Annotated in this window: 21 protein-coding genes and 1 pseudogene; 17 read left to right on the forward strand and 5 right to left on the reverse strand. The window is 72.3% G+C overall.

Going from position 1 to position 25,426, the window contains the following annotated elements; all coding sequences use genetic code 11:
* Positions 1–219 precede the first annotated feature (219 nt).
* The 8 genes from V5P93_RS06355 to V5P93_RS06390 all read left to right on the forward strand — a co-directional run bounded on the left by V5P93_RS06355 (position 220) and on the right by V5P93_RS06390 (position 8,703).
* Positions 220–1,203, forward strand: a complete 984-nt coding sequence (locus tag V5P93_RS06355) for a substrate-binding domain-containing protein (protein ID WP_104478451.1) — start codon at positions 220–222, stop codon at positions 1,201–1,203.
* Between the two features lie 44 nt (positions 1,204–1,247).
* A complete protein-coding gene (locus V5P93_RS06360) occupies positions 1,248–2,825 on the forward strand; it encodes an Ig-like domain-containing protein (protein WP_181043400.1) in 1,578 nt (525 codons plus the stop codon).
* A 115-nt stretch (positions 2,826–2,940) separates the two neighbouring features.
* Positions 2,941–3,948 (forward strand): WxL protein peptidoglycan domain-containing protein, encoded by a 1,008-nt coding sequence (locus V5P93_RS06365; RefSeq protein WP_104478453.1) that lies wholly within the window; start codon positions 2,941–2,943, stop codon positions 3,946–3,948.
* Positions 3,935–4,693: a hypothetical protein gene (locus V5P93_RS06370; protein WP_146107975.1), complete on the forward strand. Its 759-nt coding sequence runs from the start codon at positions 3,935–3,937 to the stop codon at positions 4,691–4,693. The genes V5P93_RS06365 and V5P93_RS06370 overlap by 14 nt, the downstream gene beginning before the upstream one ends.
* Before the next feature lie 31 nt (positions 4,694–4,724).
* A complete protein-coding gene (locus V5P93_RS06375) occupies positions 4,725–6,317 on the forward strand; it encodes a hypothetical protein (RefSeq protein WP_181043401.1) in 1,593 nt (530 codons plus the stop codon).
* Positions 6,318–6,442: 125 nt separating this feature from the next.
* Positions 6,443–7,366 (forward strand): sortase, encoded by a 924-nt coding sequence (locus V5P93_RS06380; protein WP_245931182.1) that lies wholly within the window; start codon positions 6,443–6,445, stop codon positions 7,364–7,366.
* A 50-nt stretch (positions 7,367–7,416) separates the two neighbouring features.
* Positions 7,417–8,211, forward strand: coding sequence for a phosphate ABC transporter ATP-binding protein (locus V5P93_RS06385; protein WP_104478745.1), 795 nt, complete (start codon positions 7,417–7,419; stop codon positions 8,209–8,211).
* Between the two features lie 162 nt (positions 8,212–8,373).
* Positions 8,374–8,703, forward strand: coding sequence for an STAS domain-containing protein (locus V5P93_RS06390; RefSeq protein WP_181043402.1), 330 nt, complete (start codon positions 8,374–8,376; stop codon positions 8,701–8,703).
* 4 nt (positions 8,704–8,707) lie between these two features.
* Here the strand turns inward: V5P93_RS06390 and V5P93_RS06395 are convergent, their stop codons facing one another.
* Complete coding sequence (locus tag V5P93_RS06395; RefSeq protein WP_245931183.1) at positions 8,708–9,421, reverse strand: CAP domain-containing protein; 714 nt, start codon at positions 9,419–9,421, stop codon at positions 8,708–8,710.
* Between the two features lie 111 nt (positions 9,422–9,532).
* Between V5P93_RS06395 and V5P93_RS06400 the strand changes: the two genes are divergently transcribed.
* Positions 9,533–10,921: a sigma-70 family RNA polymerase sigma factor gene (locus V5P93_RS06400; RefSeq protein ID WP_181043403.1), complete on the forward strand. Its 1,389-nt coding sequence runs from the start codon at positions 9,533–9,535 to the stop codon at positions 10,919–10,921.
* 703 nt (positions 10,922–11,624) lie between these two features.
* Here the strand turns inward: V5P93_RS06400 and V5P93_RS06405 are convergent.
* Positions 11,625–14,015: a Tex family protein gene (locus tag V5P93_RS06405; RefSeq protein WP_104478459.1), complete on the reverse strand. Its 2,391-nt coding sequence runs from the start codon at positions 14,013–14,015 to the stop codon at positions 11,625–11,627.
* A gap of 204 nt (positions 14,016–14,219) precedes the next feature.
* Here V5P93_RS06405 and V5P93_RS06410 point away from each other — a divergent pair, with 204 nt between their 5' ends.
* The 4 genes and pseudogenes from V5P93_RS06410 (at position 14,220) to V5P93_RS06425 (ending at position 19,947) form a co-directional block, all read left to right on the forward strand.
* Complete coding sequence (locus V5P93_RS06410) at positions 14,220–14,951, forward strand: (Fe-S)-binding protein (RefSeq protein ID WP_104478460.1); 732 nt, start codon at positions 14,220–14,222, stop codon at positions 14,949–14,951.
* A pseudogene (locus tag V5P93_RS06415) lies at positions 14,948–16,342 on the forward strand (LutB/LldF family L-lactate oxidation iron-sulfur protein); the annotation flags it as partial. The gene V5P93_RS06410 and the pseudogene V5P93_RS06415, both read left to right, overlap by 4 nt.
* 435 nt (positions 16,343–16,777) lie before the next feature.
* On the forward strand, positions 16,778–17,125 hold the full coding sequence (locus V5P93_RS06420) for an LUD domain-containing protein (RefSeq protein ID WP_342752260.1): 348 nt from the start codon (positions 16,778–16,780) through the stop codon (positions 17,123–17,125).
* Between the two features lie 959 nt (positions 17,126–18,084).
* On the forward strand, positions 18,085–19,947 hold the full coding sequence (locus V5P93_RS06425; RefSeq protein ID WP_245931184.1) for a Calx-beta domain-containing protein: 1,863 nt from the start codon (positions 18,085–18,087) through the stop codon (positions 19,945–19,947).
* Between the two features lie 75 nt (positions 19,948–20,022).
* Here V5P93_RS06425 and V5P93_RS06430 read toward each other — a convergent pair whose 3' ends face one another.
* From V5P93_RS06430 to V5P93_RS06440, 3 genes are all read right to left on the reverse strand, one after another.
* Complete coding sequence (locus V5P93_RS06430) at positions 20,023–20,226, reverse strand: cold-shock protein (RefSeq protein ID WP_104478461.1); 204 nt, start codon at positions 20,224–20,226, stop codon at positions 20,023–20,025.
* Positions 20,227–20,396: 170 nt separating this feature from the next.
* On the reverse strand, positions 20,397–20,771 hold the full coding sequence (locus V5P93_RS06435; protein ID WP_104478462.1) for a hypothetical protein: 375 nt from the start codon (positions 20,769–20,771) through the stop codon (positions 20,397–20,399).
* Positions 20,772–20,836: 65 nt separating this feature from the next.
* Positions 20,837–21,412, reverse strand: a complete 576-nt coding sequence (locus V5P93_RS06440; protein WP_245931185.1) for a TetR/AcrR family transcriptional regulator — start codon at positions 21,410–21,412, stop codon at positions 20,837–20,839.
* A 49-nt stretch (positions 21,413–21,461) separates the two neighbouring features.
* Between V5P93_RS06440 and V5P93_RS06445 the strand changes: the two genes are divergently transcribed.
* The 4 genes from V5P93_RS06445 (at position 21,462) to V5P93_RS06460 (ending at position 25,351) form a co-directional block, all read left to right on the forward strand.
* Complete coding sequence (locus V5P93_RS06445) at positions 21,462–22,571, forward strand: FAD-dependent monooxygenase (protein WP_104478464.1); 1,110 nt, start codon at positions 21,462–21,464, stop codon at positions 22,569–22,571.
* Positions 22,572–22,617: 46 nt separating this feature from the next.
* Complete coding sequence (locus tag V5P93_RS06450) at positions 22,618–23,259, forward strand: M50 family metallopeptidase (RefSeq protein WP_104478747.1); 642 nt, start codon at positions 22,618–22,620, stop codon at positions 23,257–23,259.
* A gap of 85 nt (positions 23,260–23,344) precedes the next feature.
* Positions 23,345–24,001 (forward strand): TetR/AcrR family transcriptional regulator, encoded by a 657-nt coding sequence (locus V5P93_RS06455; protein WP_104478465.1) that lies wholly within the window; start codon positions 23,345–23,347, stop codon positions 23,999–24,001.
* Positions 24,002–24,082: 81 nt separating this feature from the next.
* Positions 24,083–25,351 (forward strand): aldehyde dehydrogenase family protein, encoded by a 1,269-nt coding sequence (locus V5P93_RS06460; RefSeq protein WP_374065493.1) that lies wholly within the window; start codon positions 24,083–24,085, stop codon positions 25,349–25,351.
* Positions 25,352–25,426: the final 75 nt, after the last annotated feature.

Below are 25,426 nucleotides of genomic sequence, written 5' to 3' on the forward strand. Positions count from 1 at the left end.
CCGGGAACGCAAACTTCGCCGCGATACCCACGATGGACCGGGAAGTCCGGGCCGCGCACGGCGGAGGAGGGGGTGATGCGCCGACCGGCCTGTGCGGGGAGTTAGCCGCTCCCGACACAGACCAGCCGGACACCTTGCGTGAGCAACCCGGTGCGGAACCACCGGGAACGTGCTCGGACACCAGTCCGCGCACCACTTGCGGAGAAAAGGATACATGTAGTGCGCAAGAAGCAGCGTTTGATCTTCGTGGCCGCCGCCGCGATCACCGCCCTCGGGCTCGCCGCCAACGCCGCCCAGGCGGACCCGGCGGGTGCCCCCACCTACCGCGAGCTGGTGGGTGTCGGCTCCGACACCACCCAGACCGTGCTCAACGGCCTCGCCGACGCCGTGACCGTCAACGGCGTCAAGGTGCTGGGCTCCTACGACGCCCGCGGCACCGCGCAGATCACCACCAAGGACGCGGCCACCAACCCGGCCTGCACCATCGCCCGCCCGGAGAACTCCGGCGGCGGCGTGACCGCGCTGAAGAACGACGTCGCCGCGGGCACCGGCTGCGTGCAGTTCGCCCGCTCCTCGTCGAACTCGGCCGCGGCCAACCCCGACCTGAAGTTCATCCCGTTCGCGGTCGACGCCCTGACCTACGCGGTCCGCAGCGACAGCACCGTGCCGAAGAAGCTCACCAAGGCGCAGCTGACCTCGATCTACACCTGCGCCAACACCACCTTCAAGCCGCTGGCGCCGCAGTTCGGCTCCGGCACCCGCAGCTTCTTCATCCGCTCCATCATGCCCACCGGCACCACCGACTCGGCCACGCTGTTCGGCCCCGGCGGCACCTACCCGTGCGTCACCGACAAGGACGCCACCGGTGAGGGCATCCAGGAGCACGTCGGCACCTACCTGACCGACACCAAGCACCTGCTGCCGTACTCGATCGCCGTGTACAACTCGCAGGTCTACGGCAACGCCCCGGCCGCGCAGGGCAAGGCCGTGCTGGGCACCATCGACAACGTCCAGCCGACCAACCTGAACACCACCTCGGTGCTCAAGCGCGACGTCTACAACGTCATCCCGGCGAACAAGGTCACCGTGGCCCCGTACAGCACCGTCTTCGTCGGCGGCGACTCGCTGATCTGCGCCCGCCAGGACGTCATCACCCGCTACGGCTTCGGCGTCGCGCCCAACTGCGGTCAGCCCGTCTCCTGAGCGCCTACACCCCCTTCTCCCCTTCCTGAAAGGTTTGCACAACCGTGCGAAACACCATCGCTCGTAGGCTCGTCGGCGGCGCAGTCGTGTTCGCCGCCGCCACCGCGGCCACCCTCGGCGCCGTCGGCGTCGCGTCCGCCGACAACCCCGTCGGCAACCTCGGCACCGTGACCGGCAACAAGCTGACCGGTCTCGACACCGACGCCCCCACCTGGACCACCGCCGCGGGCTGCTCCCCCGACTCCGACGGCTACAACCTCTACATCCACGGTCCGGGCGGCTTCAACGGCGGCCTCGTCGCCACCCCCGTCACGGACGTGGGCTTCTCCACCGCCGCAGGCTTCGGCGTCGTGCAGGGCCAGACCTTCAAGGACATCGCGCTCGACAACAGCACCACGATCGTGCCGGGCAAGTACACGATCAAGGTCAACTGCGTCGACCAGTTCGCGGCGGAGACCAAGGGCTCCTTCACCCGCGACATCTACTTCACCTCGGCCACCGCGTGGCAGAGCAACAACCCGGCCGACCCGGTGCCGACCACGACCGCGCTGTCGGTCGCCCCGGCCTCCCCGGTCACCCAGGGCGCCAACGTCACCCTGACCGCCACCGTGTCCCCGGCCTCCGCCACCGGCACCGTGCAGTTCAAGGACGGCGCGGGCAACCTCGGCTCCCCGGTGACCGTGGTCAACGGTGTCGCCACCTTGTCCACCACCGCGCTGGCGGCGGGCAACCGCTCGCTGACCGCGGCGTTCACCGGCTCGTCCGCCCTGGTCGGCAACTCGACCTCGGCTGCGGTCAACTACCAGGTCAACGCCCCGGTCGTGACCCAGACCAGCACCGCCCTCGCGGTCACCCCGAGCGGCTCGGTCCAGGCGTTCACCCCGGTCACCCTGAGCGCCACCGTGGCCCCGGCCTCGGCGGCGGGCACCGTCCAGTTCTACGACGGCGCCAACACCCTGGGCAACCCGGTCGCCGTCGCGGGCGGCTCGGCCACCCTGAACACCTCGACCCTCGCGGTCGGCGCGCACAACTTCACCGCGCGCTTCACCCCGGCCAACGCCGCGCTCTTCGCGCCCTCGGCCTCGGTCGCCGTCGCCCTGGACGTCACCCCGTTCGCGGGCGTGTCGGCCTCGGAGAACATCACCACCACCGTCGTCGCCGGTGAGCTGCTGATCAGCGTCGCGAACCAGAACGTGGTCCTGCCCTCCCCGGTCATGGCCGCCGACGGTTCGCTGCTGACCACCGCGGGCTCGCTGAACCCGATCAAGGTCGTCGACACCCGCGCGGGCAACCCGGGCTGGAACGTCTCCGGCCAGGTGTCCGACTTCTCCAACGGTGCCGCCAGCATCAACGGCGCGAACCTGGGCTGGACCCCCAAGCTGGTCGACAAGGCCGCGGTCCAGAACATCACCGTCGGCGCGCAGGTGAACCCGGCCAACGCCATCGCCCCGGGTGCCTCGGCCCCCGCGGGCCTCGGCCTGGCCTCCTCGCGGACCCTCGCCACCGCTTCCGCCCTGGGCGGCAACGGCACCGCGAACCTGTCCGCGGACCTGGCCCTGAACGTCCCCACCTCCACCGTGGCGGGCACCTACTCGGCGCTGCTGACCCTCACCGCCATCTGAGGCAGCACACCGGGAATTCGGCTGAATCCAGCTAGTTGACGCAGCCGGTGGGGCGGATCGGGCCAGGCCCCCGGTCCGCCCCACACCCCCGACCGACACGACGAAGGACCTCCCCATGACGCGGATCTGGCGCCTACCGGTGCTGTTGGGTCTGTTGACCGCCCTGGTGCTGGGTATCGCACCCGCGCCCGCCGCCGCGGCGCCCGCGACGTTCGGCGTGCGGCCCGCGACCGCGGCCGCGCCGGACAACCGCCCCAACTTCAGCTACAGCGCCACCCCGGGCGCGGTGATCGTCGACTACCTGGCCGTGGCCAACGTGTCCAACGACCCGTTGAAGCTCAAGCTCTACGCCAACGACGCCTTCAACACCCCCGACGGCGGGTTCGACCTGCTGGCGTCGGGGAACCGGTCGGTCGACGTCGGCTCGTGGGCCGCGCTGGAGACCGGCGACGTGGAGGTCCCCGGCCGCACCACCCGCATCGTGCCGTTCCGCGTGGTCATCCCGCAGAACGCCACCCCCGGCGACCACGTCGGCGGCATCGTGGCCGCGCTGGTGACCGAGGCGACCAACGCCGAGGGGCAGCGCGTGGCCGTCGAGCAGCGCGTCGGCGCCCGCATCTACCTCCGGGTGTCGGGCGAACTGCGGCCCCACCTGTCCATCGAGGACTTGACCGCCGACTACGTCGGCTCGTACTTCGGCACCGGTGAGACCGTCGTCGAGTACACCGTGCGCAACACCGGCAACGTGCGGCTGGGCGGCAAGCAGAAGGTCACCGTCGAGACCCCCTGGGGCTCCGGGACCGCCGCGCCGGACCTGAAGGACGTGCCGGAACTGCTGCCCGGCAACGCGCACCGCGTGCGCACCACCGTCCCGGGCGTGCTGCCCGCCGGTTGGCTGGACACCCTCGTGCACATCGACCCGGTCGCGCCGCCCGGACCGCAGCCCGCCGCCGAGGCGGTCGACGCGAGCGTCACGGTCGTCGCGGTGCCGTGGCTGGTGCTCTCCATCCTGCTGCTCGTGGTCGCGCTGACCGTGTTCCTGCTGTGGCGCAGGCGGAAGCGCCGCGCCACCGGCAAGTCCGCACCGGAACCGCTGCCGGAGGTCGAACGTGCTTCTGCGTAACCTCGCCGTGGTCGCCGCCGCCGCGGGCGCGCTCGCGATCACCCTGCCCGGCACGGCGTCGGCCGACCGCGTCGGCGGGTTGCTCATCACGCCGGGGGAGAGCGTCGACCAGGTCCCGGTGCGGCTCAAGACCGAGAAGGGCTGCCCGGCGGGCACCACCGGCTACTTCGCCACGATGACCGGGCACGGCCTCGACAACGTCGTCGTGGTGCCCGCCAGCGACGTGTCGATGTCGCTCACCGACGGGTTCGTGGTGCCGGTCGCCTACACCTTCCGCGACTACGCCCAGGACAACAAGACCACGCTCAGCGGGCGCTACCAGGTGGCCCTGCACTGCGTGGACGCCTTCACCCAGCAGGAGTTCGGCACCTTCACCGCCGAGGTCGACTTCCCGGAGCCCAGCCGGTACGCCGCCGTGGGTCCCGCCAAGGGGCCCGCGCGCAACACCGAGCCGATCATGCCGCCGGAGTTGGGCCTGGCGGAGCAGCCGGGGGTCGCGCCGCCCGTCGAGGGCGGCACCGGGGCGGGGCAGCCGCAGCCCGCGCGGCAACCGCCCGCTGGGCAGCCGTCGACACCGAACGACCCGTCCAATTCGTCCGATGTGGACACTTCGACGCAGGCCGCGCCGGAGTCCTCGTCGAAGCTCTTCTACTACGTGGCGGGCGGTGTGGCTGTTGTCGTGCTCGGCGCGGGGATCGCCGTGGCTCGCAGCCGGGGCACGAGAACCGAGTCCGACTCCGAGTGACGCGCTCGGACCTACTGGAGGAATACCGTTCATGCGCAAGCGCCAACTGATCGCGGCCGGTGCCGCGGTCCTCACCCTGTCCTCGGCGGGCGTCATCCTCGCCGCGGCGGGCAGCGAGGCCGAGGTCCCGGCGGCCACGCTGGGCACGCTGACCCCGTCGAAGACCTCCGGTCTGGACACCGACGCGCCCAGCTACACCACCCAGGGCCCCTGCCCGACCAACTCCGACGGGTTCAAGGTCGACGTCTACGGCCCCGGCGGCTTCGCGAGCGGCTTACCGGCGACCACCGTGTCCGACGCGGGTTTCTCCACGGACGCGGCGTTCACCGTGCCGCAGACCTACGTGTTCCGCGACATCGCGCAGGACGCCTCCACCACGATCGTGCCGGGGAAGTACACGGTCGTGCTGAGCTGCATGGACCAGTTCGAGTCCCAGGTCCGCGGCACGTTCACCCGTGAGCTGTTCTTCACCACGCCGACCAAGTGGCAGCTGACGGACCCGACCGCGCCGACGACCACGACCCCGCAGCCGACCACGACGACTCCGGTGCCGACGACCACGACTCCTGAGCCGACGACGACTACGCCGGAGCCGACGACCACCACGCCGGAACCGACGACTACGACTCCGGAGCCCACTACTACGACTCCCGAGCCGACCACCACCACTCCGGAACCCACTACGACCACCCCGGAGCCCACCACGACGACTCCTGAGCCGACCACTACGACTCCTGAGCCGACGACGACTACGCCGGAGCCGACGACCACCACGCCGGAACCGACGACTACGACTCCGGAGCCCACCACGACGACTCCCGAGCCCACCACCACTCCGGAGCCGACCACCACCGTCGAGCCGACCACCACGGTCGCCCCGACCACGTCGACGGACCCCGACACCCCGCCGCTGCTCGGTCTGCTCACCCCCAACAAGACCAGCGGCCTCGACGTCGACGCGCCGACCTGGACCACCGCCGGGCCCTGCCCCACCGGGACGGACGGCTACCAGCTCGACATCGTCGGCCCCGGCGACAAGTTCAAGAACGGCCTCAACATGACCGCGGTCGGTGACGTGGGCCTCTCCACCACCGCGCCCTTCCCCGCGACCCAGACGCTGACCTTCAAGGACGTCGCCAACGACGCGGGCACCACCATCGAACCCGGCCGCTACGCCGTCATCCTCAGCTGCGTGGTCCAGATCGAGGCCCGCGCCGTCGCCTTCTACGGTGTGGCCATCGACTTCACCAGCCCCACCGAGTGGAACCTGGTCAAGGGCAACCCCACCACGCCACCGAAGACCACCCCGCCGACCACTACGACCACCACCGGTGCCACCACCACTACGGGCGCGACGACCACCACCGGTGAGACCACGACCAGTGGCGAGACCACCAGTGGCACCACCGACCCGGCCCCCCAGGGCGGCGTCGGCGGTGGCACCGACGGCGGTAGCGGCTCCGGTTCGGGCTCCGGCACCGGCAACCTGGCCAGCACCGGCGCGTCGATCGGCTTCACCGTCCTCTCGGGCGTGGCCCTGATCGGCTTCGGCGCTGTCGCCATCGCGGCGACCCGCCGCCGCCGGGCCACCCCCGCCCCGACGCCGTGGCCGACCGACAGCTGACCCACCAACCCGTGTGCGCCGGGGTGCGACCCACCCCGGCGCACACGGCCGCTCCGGCGTGAGGGGGCCGGTGCCGTGCCCGCACGACACCGGTCCGCTCCGCCCGCACCGAGAAAGGACGCCGGGTGACCGCGCTCGACACACCACCGCCGCTGGAGCCGTCGCCCGCCGCTCCCATGCCGGGGCTCGACGACCCGCCGCGGCCGCCGCGCGGCGTGCTCCAGCTCATCGGGCAGATGCTGGCCATCCTCGGCACCGTGCTGCTGTGCTTCGTCGTGCAGCTCAGCCTCGTCGGCACCGCCCAGCACGACCGCGACCAGAGCACCGCCTACGACGACTTCCGCCGCGAACTCGCCAACGGCACCGCCCCGGTCGGCGCGCTCGTCGACGGCAGGCTGCTCGACAGCGGCACCTCCGTGGCCATCCTGGAGATCCCGCGCATCGGCGTGCGCGAGGTCGTCGCCGAGGGCACCTCGGCCCGCACGCTCAAGTCCGGCCCCGGCCACCTGCGCAACACCCCCATGCCCGGCCAGGCGGGCACCAGCGTCATCTACGGCCGCCGCGCCACCTACGGCGGCCCGTTCGCGCTGCTCGACAAGCTGCGCTCCGGCGACGAGATCATCGTGACCACCGGCCAGGGCGAGAGCCGCTACGTCGTGCAGGGCGTCCGCCGCGCCAACGACAAGGAGCGCCCCGCCCTCCAGTCCGGCCAGGGCAGGCTCACCCTGGTCACCGCCGACGGCAGCTACTACGTGCCCAGCGACATCCTGCGCGTCGACGCCCGCCTGTCCTCCGAGGCCTTCGACGGCAACCGGCGGCTCCCCGCCTTCGCCGTCCCCGACGACGAGAAGGCCATGGTCGGCGACGCTTCCGCGCTGACGCCCCTCGCGCTGTGGATCCTCGTGCTCGCCGCCGCCGCGGTCGCCGTGGTGCTCATCCGCCACCGGCTCGGCCGCTGGCACGCCTGGGTCATCGGCGCGCCCGTGCTCGGCGTCGTCGGACTCACCCTGGCCGACGCGACCGCGGGCCTGCTGCCCAACCTGATGTGACCGACGAGGAGAACCCAGTGACCACGATCCCCGTAGACCTGACGCGGCCCATGGTGCCGCCCCTCGACGGTCAGGCCACCATCGACGCCCGCGCGGTCTCCGCCTGGTTCGGCGAGCGCAAGGTCCTCGACCGCGTGTCGCTGGTGATGCCCGCGGGCACCGTCACCGCGCTCATCGGCCCCTCCGGCTGCGGCAAGTCCACCTTCCTGCGCACCCTGAACCGCATGCACGAGCTCATCCCCGGCGCCAGCCTGGCGGGCGAGGTCTTCCTCGGCGACAAGGACATCTACGACCCGGCCCGCAAGCTCACCGACGCGCGCAAGCAGATCGGGATGGTGTTCCAGAAGCCCAACCCGTTCCCGGCCATGTCGATCTACGACAACGTGCTCGCCGGCCTCAAGCTGACCGGCGTCAAGGCGAGCCGGGCCGAGCGCGACGACCTCGTCGAGCAGTGCCTGGCCAAGGCGGGCCTGTGGCTCGAGGTCCGCGACCGCCTGCGCTCGCCGGGCGGCGCGCTCTCCGGTGGCCAGCAGCAGCGGCTCTGCATCGCGCGCTCGCTGGCCGTGCGGCCCAAGGTCCTGCTGATGGACGAGCCGTGTTCGGCGCTGGACCCCACCTCGACCCGGCGCATCGAGCAGACGATCGGCGAGCTGGCGCACGAGGTGACCATCGTGATCGTCACCCACAACATGCAGCAGGCCGCCCGCGTCTCCCAGCAGTGCGCGTTCTTCCTCGCCGAACAGGGCACCCCGGGCGCCATCGTCGAGGCGGGCCCCACCGAGAAGATCTTCTCCGCCCCCGTGGACCCCCGGACCTCCGACTACGTCCACGGCCGCTTCGGCTGATCCGCGACACGCCACACCCCGGCGATCCGGTATCGCTCCCAGTCAGCGGGCTAGCGGCCGATTTCCGCTGGTCCGCAAACCGGCGAACACCCGATCGAGGGGTCGTCCGGTACCGGCCACCGCGGGTAGCGTGGGTGGCCGGTACCGGTCGCTGGGGGTGTGGTGGATCTTCGGTTGGACCCCGCGCCCGCGCCGGGGGTGGTGCTGGTGGCCATCGGGGGTGAGGTCGACCTGGTGGCGGCGGGCATCCTGGAGCGGTTCCTGCTCGGCGCGGTCGCCGAACAGCGCAGCCCGCGCCCCGGACTGATCATCGACCTGTCCGACGCCGAGTTCTTCGGCTGCGCAGGCCTCAACGCGCTGCTCGCCACCCAGCGCAGGCTCGAGCGCTCCGGCGGCTGGCTGCGGCTGGTCGACGTCTCCGCCGCGGTCTCCCGCGTGCTCGACGCCAACGGCATGAACACCGACCTGCGGGTCACCTCGTCCAAACCCTGACCGCCTAGGCGTAGCCGAAGGCCTGCGTCCAGTAGATCCGGTAGCTGCCGCCCCGGTACACGCCGACGCCCAACTCGCCGAACGAGCAGTTGAGGATGTTCGCGCGGTGCCCGGAGCTGTTCATCCACCCGGTCATCACCGCGTCGGGCGTGGCCTGACCGGCGGCGATGTTCTCCCCGCCGCCCTTGGTGTACCCCTCGGCGCGCATCCGGTCCCACGGCGTGCGGCCGTCGGGGCTGGTGTGGTCGAAGTACCCGCGCACCGCCATGTCCTGGCTGTGCTTGCGCGCGGCGGTGGCGAGCTTGTCGTTCCACCGCAGCGGTCCGCAGCCCGCCTCGGCGCGGCGGGCGTTGACGATGTCGAGTACCTGCTGCTCCTCGGGCTGACCACCGGGGACCGTGGTGGTGGGTTGAGGTTTCGTGGTGGTGGGGCGCGGTTTTGTAGTCGTGGTGGTGGTCGTTGTCGGTTGGGTCGTAGTGGTAGTCGTCGGTGCGGATGTCGTCGTCGTGGTGGTCGTGGGTATCGGCGGGGTGGTCGTGGGCGTGGTGGGGCGATGGGGACGGGGCTTGGTGGACGCGGGCACCGCGAAGCCCACCAGGGTGTCGCTGTCCGGTCTCGCCTCCGTCTGACCCGGTGCGGCCAGCGTCAGCGCGGTGGCGGTCAGGACCGACCCCGTGGCGGCGGCGACCAGAACGGCCAGGCGGCGTCGAGCTTTCACGATCAGGAATCCCTTCGGACGGCGGACTGCTACGCCGGTTGGACGGTGGGGTTGCGCCAGGGATTACGGTCTGAGGCCCAACGAACGCGAAATTTCTCCGCGGAGGCCGCCGTGCAGCCAAGCGATCCGAGCGACACCTCCCTCGCCGCGCGCGCCCGTGCGGGGGACTCCGAGGCGTTCGCGCTGCTCTACGACCGCTACCGCGAGTCCGTCGCCAGGTTCCTGACCAGGCTCACCGGCGACCCGCACCTGGCCGAGGACCTGACCCAGGAGGCCTTCGTCAGCGCCATGCGGAACCTGCGGTCGCTGCGCAGACCCGGGCGGTTCCGGCCGTGGCTGTTCACCATCGCCCACCGGGGTGCGCTGGATCACATACGCCGCGGCGGGCCGGTGCTGCTGCCCGACCTGCCGGAGCTGGCGGCGGGCGACGCGAGCCCGGAGGACGCCGCCGACGCGAACGAGGCCACCCGCCTGGTCTGGGACGCCGCCGCCAGCCTCGAACCCCGCCAGCTGGCCGTCCTCGAACTGACCTTGCGCGACGAGGTGACGACCGCGGAGCTGGCAGGCGCGCTGGAGGTGCGCACGGCGCACGCGGCGGTCCTGGCGCACCGGGCCCGCAGCGCCCTCGGCCACGCCGTCCGGCTGTTGCTGCTGGCCCGCAACCCCCGCCACTGCGAGCGGTTGGCCAACCTGGTCCCCGCGCGGCCGCAGCGGCTCTCGCGCGCGCAACGGGCCTCCGTCGACCGCCACCTCCGCCGCTGCCCGAACTGCCGGGCGCTGGCGAGCAGGCTCACCGCGCCCACGGCGGTCCTGTCCGCGCTGCTGGTCGCCCCGAGCCCGCGCGTGGACGACCCGGCCTGGGCGGCCATGGACACGAGTCGTCACCTCGTCCGCAAGACGGCGGTCACCCTGACCCTCACCGTCCTGTTGACGGCCCTGGTCTCCGTAGCCCCACCCGACGCGCTCCCGCCCGAGGCCGAGTTCCCCTCGCCGACCCCGGACCTGCCCGCGGTCAGCACCTCGCGCCCGTCGACACCTACGTCCACAGTGGACTCAACCACGTCGGTCGCACCGCAACCACCCTCGTCCACCCGGGTTTCGTCCGCTTCGCCGACGACCACATCCCGCCCGGCCGTCCAGGCCGAACCGGTCCGCCTCGTGACCTCCCTCAACGCCCGCCGAACGACGTCGGGCTGCCCACCCCTGCGCGTCGACCCCCGCCTGACCGAGGCGGCCCGCTCCCACAGCGCGGCGATGATGCGCGCGGACCAGGTCACTCTCGCCCCCGAGAACGCCCCAACCCTCCAACAACGCCTGGCCGATACCGGCTACCACACCGCCGCGGGCTACTTCGTCGCCGCCACCCAAAAAACCGCCGACGAGTTGGCCCCACTCCTCCCCGAAACCCCCTACGACTGCACCACGACATCCATCGGCACAGCCCAAACCCGGGGCGGCCCCTGCGGCTACTACTGGACCGTGATCTACGCCGTCGACTGACCCTCTCGGGCTCGGGCCACCCGACAGCGCCACGATCCCCGTTCCGCTCGCGGAAGTGGATGACCTCGCCCTGGCCGCGGTCGTCCGCGCCAAGCACGCATCGGCCGCGTTCGCGATCAAGCCGAGGCACTTAGGCCGTGTCCGGTAAGCGATTCACCTGGTGATTTGATCTTGGTGTGGTGGGTCGTGGTGAGGTGGCGGATAGGGTATGGGCGGTGATCGAGCGGCGGCCTGGAGAGCAGGCGAGCCCCTGTTCGCGCTCACTCCCGCGAGGAGTCACCCGAGGTCCGTTCTCCTGCGGCGAATCCCGGGTAGTGGGTGCGGGTGAGAGCGCGGAGGTCGCGACTTCCGCCACTCGCGCCCATCGGCAGGCGCCTACCTCGCCGCCATGGACACCAACCTGAAATCCAACCCCGCGGTCCCATCGCCCGCGGTCGCGCGGCGAGCCGGGAACCGGCGGGGCTTCACCCACCTCAACGGCTCATCAGGCACCTGCTGTTGCCACAACGCATCAGTCGCGTTGCCGGTCGACCCAAAACAAGATCAATCGCTGGCGATCGGGACGTGGTTCTCCTCGGCGTGGGTGGTCCCTTGGTCAATCCTGGTGGGCAGGCGGGAATTGGTGGCTGACGGGGGAATGGAATCGGGCTGGGCTCCGAAAGGTCGGCGGCGCCAGCCCGATTCGCGGTGACGAGCGGTGCGGTTAGTTGTTCTTGTAGCCCGCGCGGCGGAGGGCGTCGGCCAGGGAGCCGGATGGGGGTGGGGTGTTGTTGGCGCGGTTTCGCTGGTTGTTGTTGCGATTGGGGGCGGGGCGCTGGGCGCGGTTGGGTTTGCCGCCGCCGCCCTGCCCCTGGGGGGACTGGGTCGGGAGCTCGTCGTCGAGGCGCAGGGTCAGGGAGATCCGCTTGCGGGGGATGTCGACGTCGAGGACCTTGACGCGGACCACGTCGCCGGACTTCACCACGTCGCGCGGGTCCTTGACGAAGTTCTTCGACAGGGCGGAAACGTGGACGAGGCCGTCCTGGTGGACACCGATGTCGACGAAGGCACCGAAGGCGGCGACGTTGGTGACGACACCCTCCAACGTCATGCCCGGCTTGAGGTCGGCGAGCTTCTCCACCCCGTCGGCGAACGTCGCCGTCTTGAACGCGGGCCGCGGGTCGCGGCCCGGCTTCTCCAGCTCGGCCAGGATGTCGGTGACCGTGGGCAACCCGAAGGTCTCGTCGACGAAGTCCGCGGGCCGGATGCCCCGCAGCGCGCGGCTGTTCCCGATCAGCGACGGCAGGTCGCCGCCGGTGTTCGCCAGGATGCGCCGGACGACGGGGTACGCCTCCGGGTGCACGCTGGACGAGTCCAGCGGGTCGTCGCCCGCCGGGATGCGGAGGAAGCCCGCGCACTGCTCGAACGCCTTCGCCCCCAGCCGGGGGACGTCCTTGAGGCCCTTGCGGGTCCGGAACGGGCCGTTCGCGTCGCGGTGCGCCACGATGTTCTCCGCCAGCCCGGCCCCGATGCCGGACACCCTGGTCAGCAGCGGTGCCGACGCGGTGTTCACGTCCACCCCGACGCCGTTCACGCAGTCCTCGACCACCGCGTCCAACGACCGCGACAGCTTCACCTCGGACAGGTCGTGCTGGTACTGCCCGACGCCGATGGACTTCGGGTCGATCTTGACCAGCTCCGCCAGCGGGTCCTGCAGCCGCCGGGCGATGGACACCGCGCCGCGCAGGGACACGTCGAGCCCCGGCAGTTCCTGCGAAGCGTACGCCGACGCCGAGTACACCGACGCCCCCGCCTCCGACACCACGACCTTGGTGAGCTTCAGGTCGGCGAACGCGCGCACCAGCTCACCGGCGAGCTTGTCGGTCTCCCGGGACGCCGTGCCGTTGCCGATCGCGATCAGCTCGACCCCGTGCTCGGCCGCCAACCGCCCCAGCTTCGCCAGCGACTCGTCCCACCGCTGCTGCGGCACGTGCGGGTAGATCGTGTCGGTGGCCACGACCTTGCCCGTAGCGTCCACCACCGCGACCTTCACGCCCGTGCGGAAACCCGGGTCGAGGCCCATCGTGGTCCGCGACCCGGCGGGCGCGGCGAGCAGCAGGTCGCGCAGGTTCATCGCGAACACCCGCACCGCCTCGTCCTCGGCCGCCTGCCGCAGCCGGGACCGCAGGTCGATCCCGAGGTGGACCAGGATGCGCGTGCGCCACGCCCACCGCACCGTGTCCGACAGCCACTTGTCGCCCGGCCGCCCCTGGTCGGCCACGCCGAAGCGCTGCGCGATCGACACCTCGTACTCGCTGCGCACCGGCGGCACGGCCGCCGGGTCGGCGCCCGGGTCCGGGTCGAGGGTGAGTTCGAGGACCTCCTCCTTCTCGCCGCGCAGCATCGCGAGCACGCGGTGCGACGGCAGCTTGCCGAACGGCTCGGAGAAGTCGAAGTAGTCGGCGAACTTGGCGCCGTCCTCCTCCTTGCCCTCCCGCACCTTCGACGCCAGCACGCCCCGGTTCCACATCCGCTCGCGCAGTTCACCGATCAGGTCGGCGTCCTCGGCGAAGCGCTCGACCAGGATCGAGCGGGCGCCGTCGAGCGCGGCCGTGGCGTCCGCGACGCCCTTCTCCGCGTCGACGAACCCGGCGGCGGTCTCGCGCGGGTCCAGGCCCGGGTCGCCGATCAGCAGGTCGGCCAGCGGCGCCAGGCCCGCCTCGCGCGCGATCTGCGCCTTGGTGCGCCGCTTCGGCTTGTACGGCAGGTAGATGTCCTCCAGCCGGGCCTTCGAGTCCGCGGCCATGATCTGCGCGGTGAGCGCGTCGTCGAGCTTGCCCTGCTCGCGGATGGAGTCGAGCACCGCCGCGCGCCGCTCCTCCAGCTCGCGCAGGTAGCGCAGCCGCTCCTCCAGCGCGCGCAGCTGCGCGTCGTCGAGGGTGCCGGTGACCTCCTTGCGGTAGCGCGCGATGAACGGCACCGTCGCGCCGCCGTCCAGCAGCTCGACGGCGGCGGTCACCTGTCGCTCCCGCACCCCGAGTTCCTCGGCGATGCGCTGGTGGATGCCCTGGGCGGGCGCCACCCGCGGCGGCGTCCCCTGAGTCGGCGCAGTCATCAAATCCCGCTTCCGCGTGGTCGGTCACTTTCCGCATCCCATTCTGGCGGACTCCGGCAAGGGGCGGGTGGCAGGGGCGGCAACCTGTGGACAACTTCGAAACATGTGGACAACTCCGCCTGTGGACAACTTTCCGCACCAGTTGCCGAGTCGTGCGATAAAGGACGGGACCACGGACGACCAAGATCAGCGAGAGGAGGCCCGATGCGCGTCGGCCTGTTCGTCACCTGCCTCATCGACACCCTGTTCCCGGGCGCGGCGCGCGGCGTCGTGCGGGTATTGGAGCGGCTCGGGCACGAGGTCGTGTTCCCGCTCGCGCAGACGTGCTGCGGCCAGCTGCACTTCAACACGGGGTACCAGCGCGAATGCGTGCCGCTCGCGCGCAAGTTCGCGGCGGACTTCGCCGGGCTCGACCACGTGGTCTCGCCGTCGGCGTCGTGCGTGGCGATGGTGCGCGAGTTCCACCCGGTGGTGGCCGCCCTCGGCGGCGGCGACTTGCCCCGGGCCGTCACGGCCACGGTCCCGCGCGTGCGCGAGTTCACCGAGTTCCTGGTGGACGTGCTCGGCGTGACCGATGTCGGCGCGGTCTTCCCGCACCGGGTGACCTACCACCCGACCTGCCACGGCCTGCGGCTGCTCGGGCTCGGCGACCGGCCGACGGCGTTGCTGCGGTCCGTGCGCGGCCTCACCCTGCTCGACCTCCCCGACGCCGAGCAGTGCTGCGGTTTCGGCGGCACGTTCGCGCTCAAGAACGCCGACACGTCGGTGGCGATGGGTGCGGACAAGGCGCGGGCCGTGGTGGCCACCGGGGCCGAGGTGCTGGTCGCGGTCGACAGCTCGTGCCTCATGCACGTGGGCGGGTTGTTGTCGCGGCAGCGCAGCGGGGTCCGGGTCATGCACCTGGCCGAGGTCCTGGCGAGTGAGGAGGCGCGATGAGCGTGTGGATGGGGATGCCCGCTTTCCCCGACGCGGCGCGGAAAGCGCTTGCCGACTCGCAACTGCGGGCCAACCTGCGCGCGGCCACGGGCACCATCCGGGCGAAGCGGGCCGCCGTGGTGGCCGAGCGCGCCGACTGGCCGGAGCTGCGCGCGGCGGGTCGGGCGATCAAGGACCGCGCCCTCCGCGATCTGGACAACCACCTGTCGCTGCTCGCCGAACGCGTCACCGCCGCCGGGGGCGTGGTGCACTGGGCGCGCGACGCGGCCGAGGCGAACCGGACCGTGGTGGGGCTCGTGCGGGCGGCGGGCGCGGCCGAGGTCGTCAAGGTGAAGTCCATGGCGACGCAGGAGATCGAGCTCAACGAGGCGCTGGCCGCGGCCGGGATCGCCGCGTACGAGACCGACCTCGCCGAGCTGATCGTCCAATTGGGACACGACCGGCCGTCGCACATCCTGGTGCCCGCGATCCACCGCAACCGGACCCAGATCCGCGACCTGTTCCGCCGGACCATGCCGGAGGCGCCCCCGGACCTGACCGACGACCCGGAGGCGCTGGCCGCCGCCGCGCGGGAGCACCTGCGGCGGAAGTTCCTCGCGGCGCGGGTGGCCGTGTCGGGGGCGAACTTCGCGGTGGCCGAGACGGGGGCGCTGGTCGTCGTCGAGTCCGAGGGCAACGGGCGGATGTGCCTGACACTGCCGGAGGTGCTGATCAGCGTGGTCGGGATCGAGAAGGTGATCCCGACGTGGACCGACCTGGAGGTGATGCTGCAACTGCTGCCGCGTTCGTCGACGGGGGAGCGGATGAACCCGTACACGTCGGTGTGGCGCGGCGTGCGCCCGGGCGACGGGCCGCGCGAGTTCCACCTGGTGCTGCTGGACAACGGCCGCACCGACGCGCTGGCCGACGAGGTGGGGCGGGACGCGCTGCGGTGCATCCGCTGCTCGGCGTGCCTGAACGTGTGCCCGGTCTACGAGCGCGCGGGCGGCCACGCGTACGGGTCGGTGTACCCGGGCCCCATCGGCGCGATCCTGACACCGCAACTGCGGGGCGTCGACGCGGACCCGGTGAGCCGGACCCTGCCGTACGCGTCGACGCTGTGCGGCGCGTGCTACGAGGTCTGCCCCGTGCTGATCGACATCCCGAGGTCGCTGGTCCACCTCCGCGCCAAGGTCGTCGACGTGCACCGCGGAACCCCCTCCGCCGAACGCGCGGCCATGACCCTCGCGGCGAAGACCTTCGCGAGCCCACGCCGATTCGCCCTGGCCCAGCGGCTGGTGCGGTTCGGCGCCCGACTGCTGCGCCGGACCCGCCTGCCCGGCCCGCACTCGGGCTGGACCGACGCAAGGGACATCCCACCCCCACCGGACCACACCTTCCGCGAGTGGTGGGCAACGCGGACGGACACCCCGGTGGTCGACCACGCCACCCGCGAGCGGGCCCGGTTGGACAGTGGAACAGGTGCCCCTGAGAGAGACGGCCCCCGCGAGGACCATGCCCGTGGTGCTGGAGGTGAACTCGGAGCAGGCAACGACGTCGTGTTGGGGCCTGGTGGGGCCGAGGTGTTGGCGCGGGTCCGGTCGGCATTGGGGAGTGCGCGGGAGGACGTCGAGGTCCCCCGGGAGTACGCCCACGCGGTCGAGGACGACGTCGACGTCGTGGCCTTGTTCGCTGAGCGCGCCGCGGACTACCGGGCCGTCGTCCGGCGTGTGGCAGGAGATGGTGGCGGAACGGCCGCTGCCGCCGCGGTCGGCCAGGCGCTGCGCGAGTTGGGTGCGGCGTCCGTCGTAGTCCCGGACGACCTTCCCGCCGAGCTTCTCTCCCAGGTGGACGGTGTCGTCCTCCGCGACCGCGGCGACCTGACCGTCGACGCGCTGGACCGCGTCGACGCCGTGCTCACCGGGTGCGCCGTCGCCGTGGCGGAGACCGGCACCATCGTGCTCGACGCCGGGACCGGCCAGGGTCGGCGGGCGTTGAGCCTCGTGCCGGACGCGCACGTCTGCGTCGTCCGCGCCGGGCAGGTCGTCGGCACCGTGCCCGAGGCCGTGGCCGCCACCGCCGGGGCCGACGTGCTGACCTGGGTCAGCGGCCCCTCCGCGACCAGCGACATCGAACTGCACCGGGTCGAGGGGGTGCACGGCCCACGCACGCTGGTCATCGTCTTGGTCGACTGACGGACGCCTCGCGACCCGGTCCAAGGGTTGCGGGACGCGGTCGATCGGGTGGATCCCCGGAGTGGATAGCGCAGTTCCCGGATTGAAGCCTGGCGGTTCCGCGACTGCCCGGGTGGTGGCCGCGCGGCGTGGCGAGATGATCGCCGGTGGACCTGGGCAGGCAGCGGCGGTTGACCTTGCCGGATCGGGTGCTGCCGGTCGCGGTCCGCCGGCGCGCGAAACCGACGATGCGTGGGATCGAGCCTGTCGCGCACCGCGGCGCACCGGCTGGTCGACCCCTCGGCCCATTGTCCGGTGTCGGCGCCACCGGCGAACCGATCTCGGTGACCGCGACCACCGCACCGTCTACTTTTGCCGGTGGCAAGCAGTGCCACCGGCGGGGCGTCCGGTCATGGCTGACGGCGGCCACCTCGGCACCCCGGTGCGATCATGTCCGGCCGGGCACTCCGCGACGGGCAGGAAACCACACCGCCGCGCCATCTGCGCCCCGGGCTGAACATGCCCCTCGTCCGCGTGAAGAACTGGAAGACCCCGCGCGACTGCCGTCGCGCACGACACTCCACCGCCACCGCCGCAGCGGGCATCGCCGTCCGCCACGACCCCGCCGGACCGACCGGACCACACCATCGGACCGCGATCACGAGTCAGTCACGAGACATCTCCCACGCGCTGTCCACAGCGGACTCGGCGCTGCTCGATCGGGTGGGTTTGGTTGCACCGCCTTGCATCGGGCCGACACCCGGTTGGCAGAGCTGGAACGGGTGAGGCATCAACGGTCCGTGGGGGATTCGCCCGTTGGCCGTCCTCCTAACGTATTCGAAGTGCCACCTGGATTGGTGGTCCGCGGTCGCGCCCATTGTCCGGGGCCGGTTCGCCCGCTAACGATCGACCGGCCGGCCATCAAGCCGGGCACCCCACCCGAATCGGAGGGATCTGTGCGTACACCGCGAAAGTCGCTAGTGTCCGCCGTTGTCGTCGTGGCACTGGCGGGCGCGGGGCTGGCCGTCACGCCCGCGGGGGCGGCACCACCCGGGGTCCTGCCTTCCACTGTGGACGCGACGCTCATCCCGGGCGGCACCACCACGGTCACCAAGTCGGTGACGACCCCGGCCATCCCCTACAACCCGGACATCGTCTTCCTGGCCGACACCACCGGCAGCATGTCCGCGGTGATCGCCAACGTGCGCTCCAACATCGGCACGCTCACCGGCAACATCCTGACCGCCCAGCCCAGCGCCCAGTTCGCGGTGGCCGAGTTCAAGGACATCAAGGACACCATCCCGTTCCGGGTCAACCAGCAGCCCACCGCGAACATCTCGGCCGTGCAGGCCGGGACCACCCAGTGGGTGGCCGCGGGCGGCGGTGACTTCCCCGAGGACTTCATCAACGGCCTCTACCGCGTCGCCTCCGGCGACATCACCTTCCGGCCCGACAGCAGCCGGATCGTCGCCCTGTTCGGCGACGCCCCGTCGCACGACCCCAGCAACGGCCGCACCCTGGCCGACGCCGTCACCGCGTTGCAGGGCATCAACGCCCGGGTCATCGCGGTCAACTCCTCCGGCCTCGACGCCAAGGGGCAGGCCGCGGCGCTGGTGAGCGCGACCGGCGGCGTCCAGCTCAACAACGTGCCGTCCAGCGCCGTGCCGCAGGCGATCCTCGACGGCATCAAGGGCACCAAGGTCAGCGTCGCGCCCCGGGTGAAGACCTGCGCCCCCGAGCTGACGGTCAGCAACTCGCCCACGTCGGTGTCGGTCACCAGCGGCAGCGTCGCGACCTTCACCGAGACACTGACGGTCAGCCCGTCGGCCGCCCCCGGCGTCTACAGCTGCCAGGTCGACTACCTGGTCGACGGCGTCTCGCAGGGCTTCGTGGAGACCACCACCGTCCGCGTCCTGGGCCTGTCGGTCGGCGACATCACCTTCGCCGAGCCCACCTCGGGCACCGCCGGGGCCGTCTTCACCGTGACGCTCAACGCCGCTGCCAACGCGCCGGTGACGGTCAACTACGCCACCGCCAACGGCACCGCGACCGCGCCCGCCGACTACACCGCCGCCTCCGGCACCCTGACCTTCGCGCCAGGGGAGACCAGCAAGACGGTCACGGTCCAAGTCGCCGCGGACACGATCGACGAACCGTCGGAGACGTTCACCCTGACGCTGTCCGGCGCCTCCGGGGCCACGATCCTGCGGGCCACCGGCACCGCGACGATCACCGACAGTGACCGCGACGGCACCTGGACCTGCTCGGCGGGCGCCGCCCGGCTCGCGCTGCTGCAGACCACGCTGGCCAGCGCCGCCCAGGCCAACTCGCCCAACGACCCGTGCGTCGAGGAGACCCCGACGCTGATCAACGCCAACCTGTCCTCGGGCATCCTGAGCGTGCTCACCGGCGACGTGGACGCGACCACCGACCTGATCCCGAACGACCAACAGACCGCGGTCGCCAACGGGGACGGCGTGCGGTCGTCGTCGAACATCGCGGGCGCCACGATCAGCCTGCTCGGCCTGGCCAACATCTCGGTCGGCGCCGTCACCGCGTCCGCGGGCTTCACCTGCTCGAACGGCACGCCGGTGTACAGCGCCAGCTCGAACGTGGCCTCGCTCAAGGTCAACGGCCTGACCGTCGCGGTCGGCAACGGGCCGCTGACCATCCCGCTGGTGGTCGGCACGCTGAAGATCAACACCGACACGATCGTGAACGGCCAGTACGTGCGCCAGGCGTTCGCCCTGGACACCTCGGTCGCCACGGTCATCCTCGGTGAGGCCAAGGTCGGCTACAAGGGCACGTCCCTGCACCCGTCCGGCAACCCCTGCTCGATGTAGGAAACCCGGCGGGAAGAGAGAAGGGCCCCGCTCCGGAATCCCGGAGCGGGGCCCTTCCCCACGGTCTCAGTGCGGTCAGACCACGCTCACGCCGGTCGCCTGCGGACCCTTGGCGCCCTGTCCGACCTCGTAACGCACCTTCTGGTTCTCCTCCAGCGTGCGAAAGCCGTTTGTCTGGATCTCCGAGTAGTGCACGAACACGTCCGCGCCACCGTCGTCAGGGGCGATGAAGCCGTACCCCTTCTCCGAGTTGAACCACTTGACGGTGCCCTGGGCCATGCTTGTCTCCTAGCCGTCCTACTGGAGGGTTGACCGCTGGTGCGGACGCCCCAGTCACCGGTCCCGGCGGGTCGGGGGCCCGACTACCGCTGCGATCCGTGTGACCACAGCCAGTCAACCACAACCCCACGACAGGCGGCGAGAATCCCGGCACGCCCGCGTGGTCGGACTCACCTGCCCGAAGCCAGGGCCGAAAGGGCGCACAGCCCGGCCCACGCGCCCGCCACGGCAGCCGACTTGCCGCGCGCCGACGCGTCCGGCAGCCCGGTCCCGAAACCCACGGCGTCCACCACGTCGGCCACGACCCGCACCGCGATGGCCGTGCGCAGCGGCGCCCCGGCGGGCGCGACCGCCATGGCCAGGCCGGTGGCCAGGTCGCGCGCGCCGATGCTCCTGGTCAGCACGGCGACGCCGCGCGCGGGTTCGCCGGAGGAGGTCACCAGCCCGGTCGGCCGCGCCATCAGGGCGGGCCGGGCCAGGATCGCGGCCCCGTACGCGGCGGTGGCGAGCCCGAGGGCCCGCGGGATCCAGATCAGCTTCGCCATGGCCGCAGGCTACCCAGCCCGCACCCGGTCCGCCGCGCGCCCGGTTGTCGCGGCAACCGAGAAATTCACGGTGTGCCCGCGAGCATCCCGTGCAGGGCCTCGGCGAACGACCGGTGGAGGTCCGCGCCAGTGAGCCGTTCGCGGTTGGCGCCCGCGATCCGGTCGAAGATGGCGCCGTCGAGGAACGCGACGAGGGCGCGGCCCTGCCGCCCCGGGTCGGTGGCGCCCGCGGCGACCAGCAGGTCCGCGGCGAGCCGCCGGTAGCGCTCGCCGACGGACACGAGCACCTCCCGCAGCTCCGGCCTGCGGACCGCCTCCAGCGACAGCTCGTAGCGGGCCAGCGCCCGGTCCCGGTGGACGGTCGCCGCGCGCTCGGCCATGCCCGCCATCATCCCGGCCAGCACGTCCACCTCGATCCGCCCCGGCACCGGGGTGACCGGCGCCAGCTCGTCGGCGTCCAGCTCGGCCAGCCGCTCGACGGTGGCGGCCAGCAGGGCGTGGCGGGTGCGGAAGTAGTACGAGGTCGAGCCCTCCGACAGCCCCGCCGCCTTGTCGACCGCGCGGTGGGTCAGGCCGCGCAGGCCCTCGGCGGCGAGTGTGGCGATGGCCGCGTCGGTGATCGCGCTCCTCCGGGAAGTCACTCTACGAGTGTAGAGTCCTCTACAGGTGTAGAGAACCGAGGAGGAAGCCATGGGAACAGCGGCAGTGGTCGGTGGCGGGATCGCCGGGCTGACGACCGCAATCGGCCTGGTCAGGCGGGGCTGGGACGTCGAGGTGCACGAGCGCGCCGCCGAGTTCACCGAGGTCGGCGCGGGGATCTCGCTGTGGGCGAACGCCCTGCGCGCGCTCGACGTGCTCGGTCTCGGCGACCAGGTGCGGGCGCGCGGCGCGTACTCCGGCCAAGGCGGCTTCCGCGACCGCAAGGGCCGCTGGCTGGCCCGTGGCGCGGGCGGACCGGACGAACTCGTCATGCTGCACCGCGCCGAGCTGCTCGACGTCCTCCTCGCCGCCGTCCCCGACGGTGTCCTGCGCCCCGGCTCACCGGCCGCCGACGTCCGCGTGGTCGACGGCAAACCCGTCCTCAACGGTCGCGAGTACGACCTCCTGGTCGGCGCCGACGGCCTCCGCAGCACCGTCCGCGCCGCCCTCTGGCCCGACGCCCCGAGCCCCCGCTACTCCGGCCACACCGCGTGGCGCACGATCGTCCCCGCCGCGGGCCTCCCCGCCGTTGCCGGCAGCGAGACCTGGGGAGACCGCCAGGTCTTCGGCGTCTTCCCGATGAGCGACGACCGCGTCTACGTCTACGCCGCCGCCGTCCTCCCGGCGGACACCCGCTTCCCGCACAGCGAACTCGACGAACTCCGCCGCCGCTTCGCCGACTGGCCCGACCCCGTCCCCGCTGTCCTCGCGGCGGCGACCGCGGCGGTCCGCCACGACCTGTACTACCTGCCCGACCTGCCCACCTACGCGCGCGGCCCGGTCGCGCTCGTCGGCGACGCCGCGCACGCCATGACCCCCAACCTCGGCCAAGGCGGCTGCCAGGCCATCGAGGACGCCGTCACCCTCGCCGCCACCGCCGACCTCCGGCGCTACGACGCGCTCCGCCGACCCCGCAGCCAGTCCATCGCCCGCCGTTCCCGGACCGCGGGCCGCCTGGCGCACGCCGGTGCCGCCGCGCCGCTGCGCGACGCGGCCCTGCGCCTGCTCCCACCTGCGCTGTTCCGCCGCCAACTCGCCAGTGTGCTCGACTGGCCTCCGACCACCCCCCGACCTGGGGAAAGATGGGGGAGTGCAGTCTGATTTCCTTCGCGACCTCTTCGGCGACCAGTGGCAGCCGCCCCCGACCATGGTCCTGGTGACCGCGGGCATCGCCCTGGCCGTCGTCATCGTCAACGCCTTCTGGCGCCCGGCCCGCAACGTGATCACCATCGTGCACGAGGCGGGCCACGCGCTGATCGCGCTGCTCGCGGGCCGCCGGGTCACCGGCATCCGCCTGCACGCCGACACCTCCGGCGTCATGCTCTCGCGCGGCAAGCCCGAGGGGCCGGGCATGGTCTGCACCGCGCTCGCGGGCTACGTCGCCCCGTCCCTGCTCGGGCTCGGCTTCGCGGCCCTGCTCGGCGCCGACCGGGTCAGCGCCGTGCTCATCACCTGCGCGGTCCTGCTCTTCGCCGTGCTGGTCATGATCCGCAACCTCTACGGTGTGCTGCCGGTCGTGGCCACCGGCGCCGTGCTCTTCGGCGTATCCTTCTTCGCCCCCGACCAGGTGCAGGCCGCCTTCGCCTACCTCATCGCCTGGTTCCTGCTGCTCGGCGGCCTGCGCCCGGTGGTGGAGCTGCAGGCCAAGCGCAGGCGCGGGCACGCCCGCGACTCCGACGCCGACCAGCTCGCCCGGCTCACCGGCGCCCCCGGCTTCTTCTGGGTCGGGTCGTTCGCGCTCATCAACGCCGGTGCCGTTTTCCTGGCGTGCGGGTGGCTCTTGCTTTAACCCGAAGGTTCCGCGTGTCCTCACCCGTTTTCGCGCGTTGTGCTCGGCGAGATACCCGGTGAGCGACCCACGGAAAGGCCCGCCCATGAGCGACCCCGCCACCGAACCCACCGATCCCGCGGAGCCGAGGCCGACGCGGCGCCGAACCCAGCGGGAGCGCCGGGAGGCCACGGTGGCCAAGCTCGTCGACGCCACCATCGCGGCGATCTCCGAGGTCGGCTACGCGCGCGCCTCCGTGCAGGAGATCTGCCGCCGCGCGGGCGTGTCGCACGGCGGGCTGTTCCGGCACTTCGACACCCGGCTCGACCTCGTCGTCACCGTCGCGGAGGAGGTCGGCAGGCGGCAGTCCGCGGACTTCCTGGCCCGCGTCGGCCCGTACCTGGGCCCCGAGGCGGACCCGGACCCGCGCGGCGCGCTGCGGGCGGTGCGGGAGGCGGCCCGCGCGCCGCTGAACATCGTCTGGTTCGAGCTGCTGCTCGCCGCCCGCACCGACGCCGACCTGCGCGCCCGGCTCCAGCCGACCATCACCGGCCGGGCCGGGGAGATCGACCGGATCGGGCTGCGGGTCCCCGCGATCGCCGCGCAACCCGAGCAGGCCCGGCTCGCCGCGCTGTCGACCGGGCTGCGCGCCTTCGACGGCGAGGCGCTGCTCGACGCCGTGCACCCGCGGCCCGACCTCGACGAGCAACGCGTCGAACAACTCGCCCGGTTCTACGCCGGACCACCGGGAAGTCCACAGTAGAGGGTCGTGGGGCGGCGCCGGGGCGGGCGCGCGCGTGCGGCATGATTCGGGGTCCCAGCAGGTGAGGGAAGGGATCCGACCGTGTCCGACCAGGCCGCGTCCGACCAGGCTGTGTCCGAGCAGACCACCGGCGACCTCGTGTCCGCGTGCGCGGCCAAGGCGTACGCGGCGGCGCCGTCGCTGGCCGGGGCGAGCGACGAGACCATCGACAACGCGATCGGCGAGATGGCCGCGCGGCTGTCGTCCGCGCGCGCCAAGGTGTTGGCCGCCAACGCCGAGGACGTCGCCGCGGCGGAGGCGGCCGGGATGAGCAGCGGTCTGCTCGACCGGCTGCGGATCACCGAGGCGCGGCTGGAGGAGATGGCCGAGCAGTTGCGGCTGCTCGCCTCGGTCGCGCACCCGCCGCGCTCCCGTGAGGTCGGCACGCTCGACGGCGGCTACCGGCTCATCGAGCTGAGCAGGCCGGTCGGCGTCATCGGCGCCAACTACGAGGCCCGGCCGAACGTGACGGTCGACGTGGCGTCGCAGCTGGTCAAGTCCCGCAACGCGGGCGTGCTGCGCACCGGGTCGGCCGCGCTGCGCTCGGCCACGGCGCTGGTCAAGCACGTCATCGCGCCCGCGCTGGAGGACGCCGACCTCGACGCCGACGCGATCCAACTGGTGCCCAGCCCCGACCGCGAAGCCGCGGGCGCGCTGGTCGACCTGCCCGACCTGGTGCCGCTGGTCATCCTGCGCGGCAGCGGCGAGAGCACCCGCGAACTCGGCCGCCGCGCCGCCGCGTCCGGCGTGCGGACGCTCGCGCACGCCGACGGCGGCGGCGTCCTCTACTACGACGCCAAGGCCGATCCCGGGTTCGCGGCGGACCTGATCACCCGCAGCCTCGACCGCCTCGGCGTCTGCAACCGCCTGAACCTCCTGCTGGTGCACCGCGACGTCTACGACACCGCTCTGCCCACCATCCAGGCCGCCCTCGACGCGGCGGGCGTGCGCGCCTCGCTGCCGCCGCACACTCACCCGATCGGGTACGAGTGGGCGCTGGACTCCGACCGCGAGGCCACCGTGACCGTGGCCCCCGTCGACGACCTGCGACACGCCGCGCGGATCGCGAACACCGAGACCTCCGGACTCGCCGCGGGCATCGTCACCACCGACGCCGCCGCGGCGGCGGACTTCTTCGCCGCCTACACCGGTACCGGCGTGTTCTGGAACGCCCCGACCCGCCTGCTCGACGGGTTCAAGCTGCTCGGCGTGCCGGAGACCGGGATCAACATCGATCGCGTCCCCGGACCCCGCGGCCCGGTCACCTTCACCGACCTGACCCTGCGCCAGTACGCCGTCCGCCCGGTGTGACCTGGGCAACTGCTGATCGGGAGTCGCCCACAGCACACCGAGCCCTCGCGCGCCCGCGAGGGCACCCGGGACTAC

Origin of the sequence: Actinokineospora auranticolor, assembly GCF_041897805.1 — a bacterium.
Lineage (GTDB): Bacteria > Actinomycetota > Actinomycetes > Mycobacteriales > Pseudonocardiaceae > Actinokineospora > Actinokineospora auranticolor.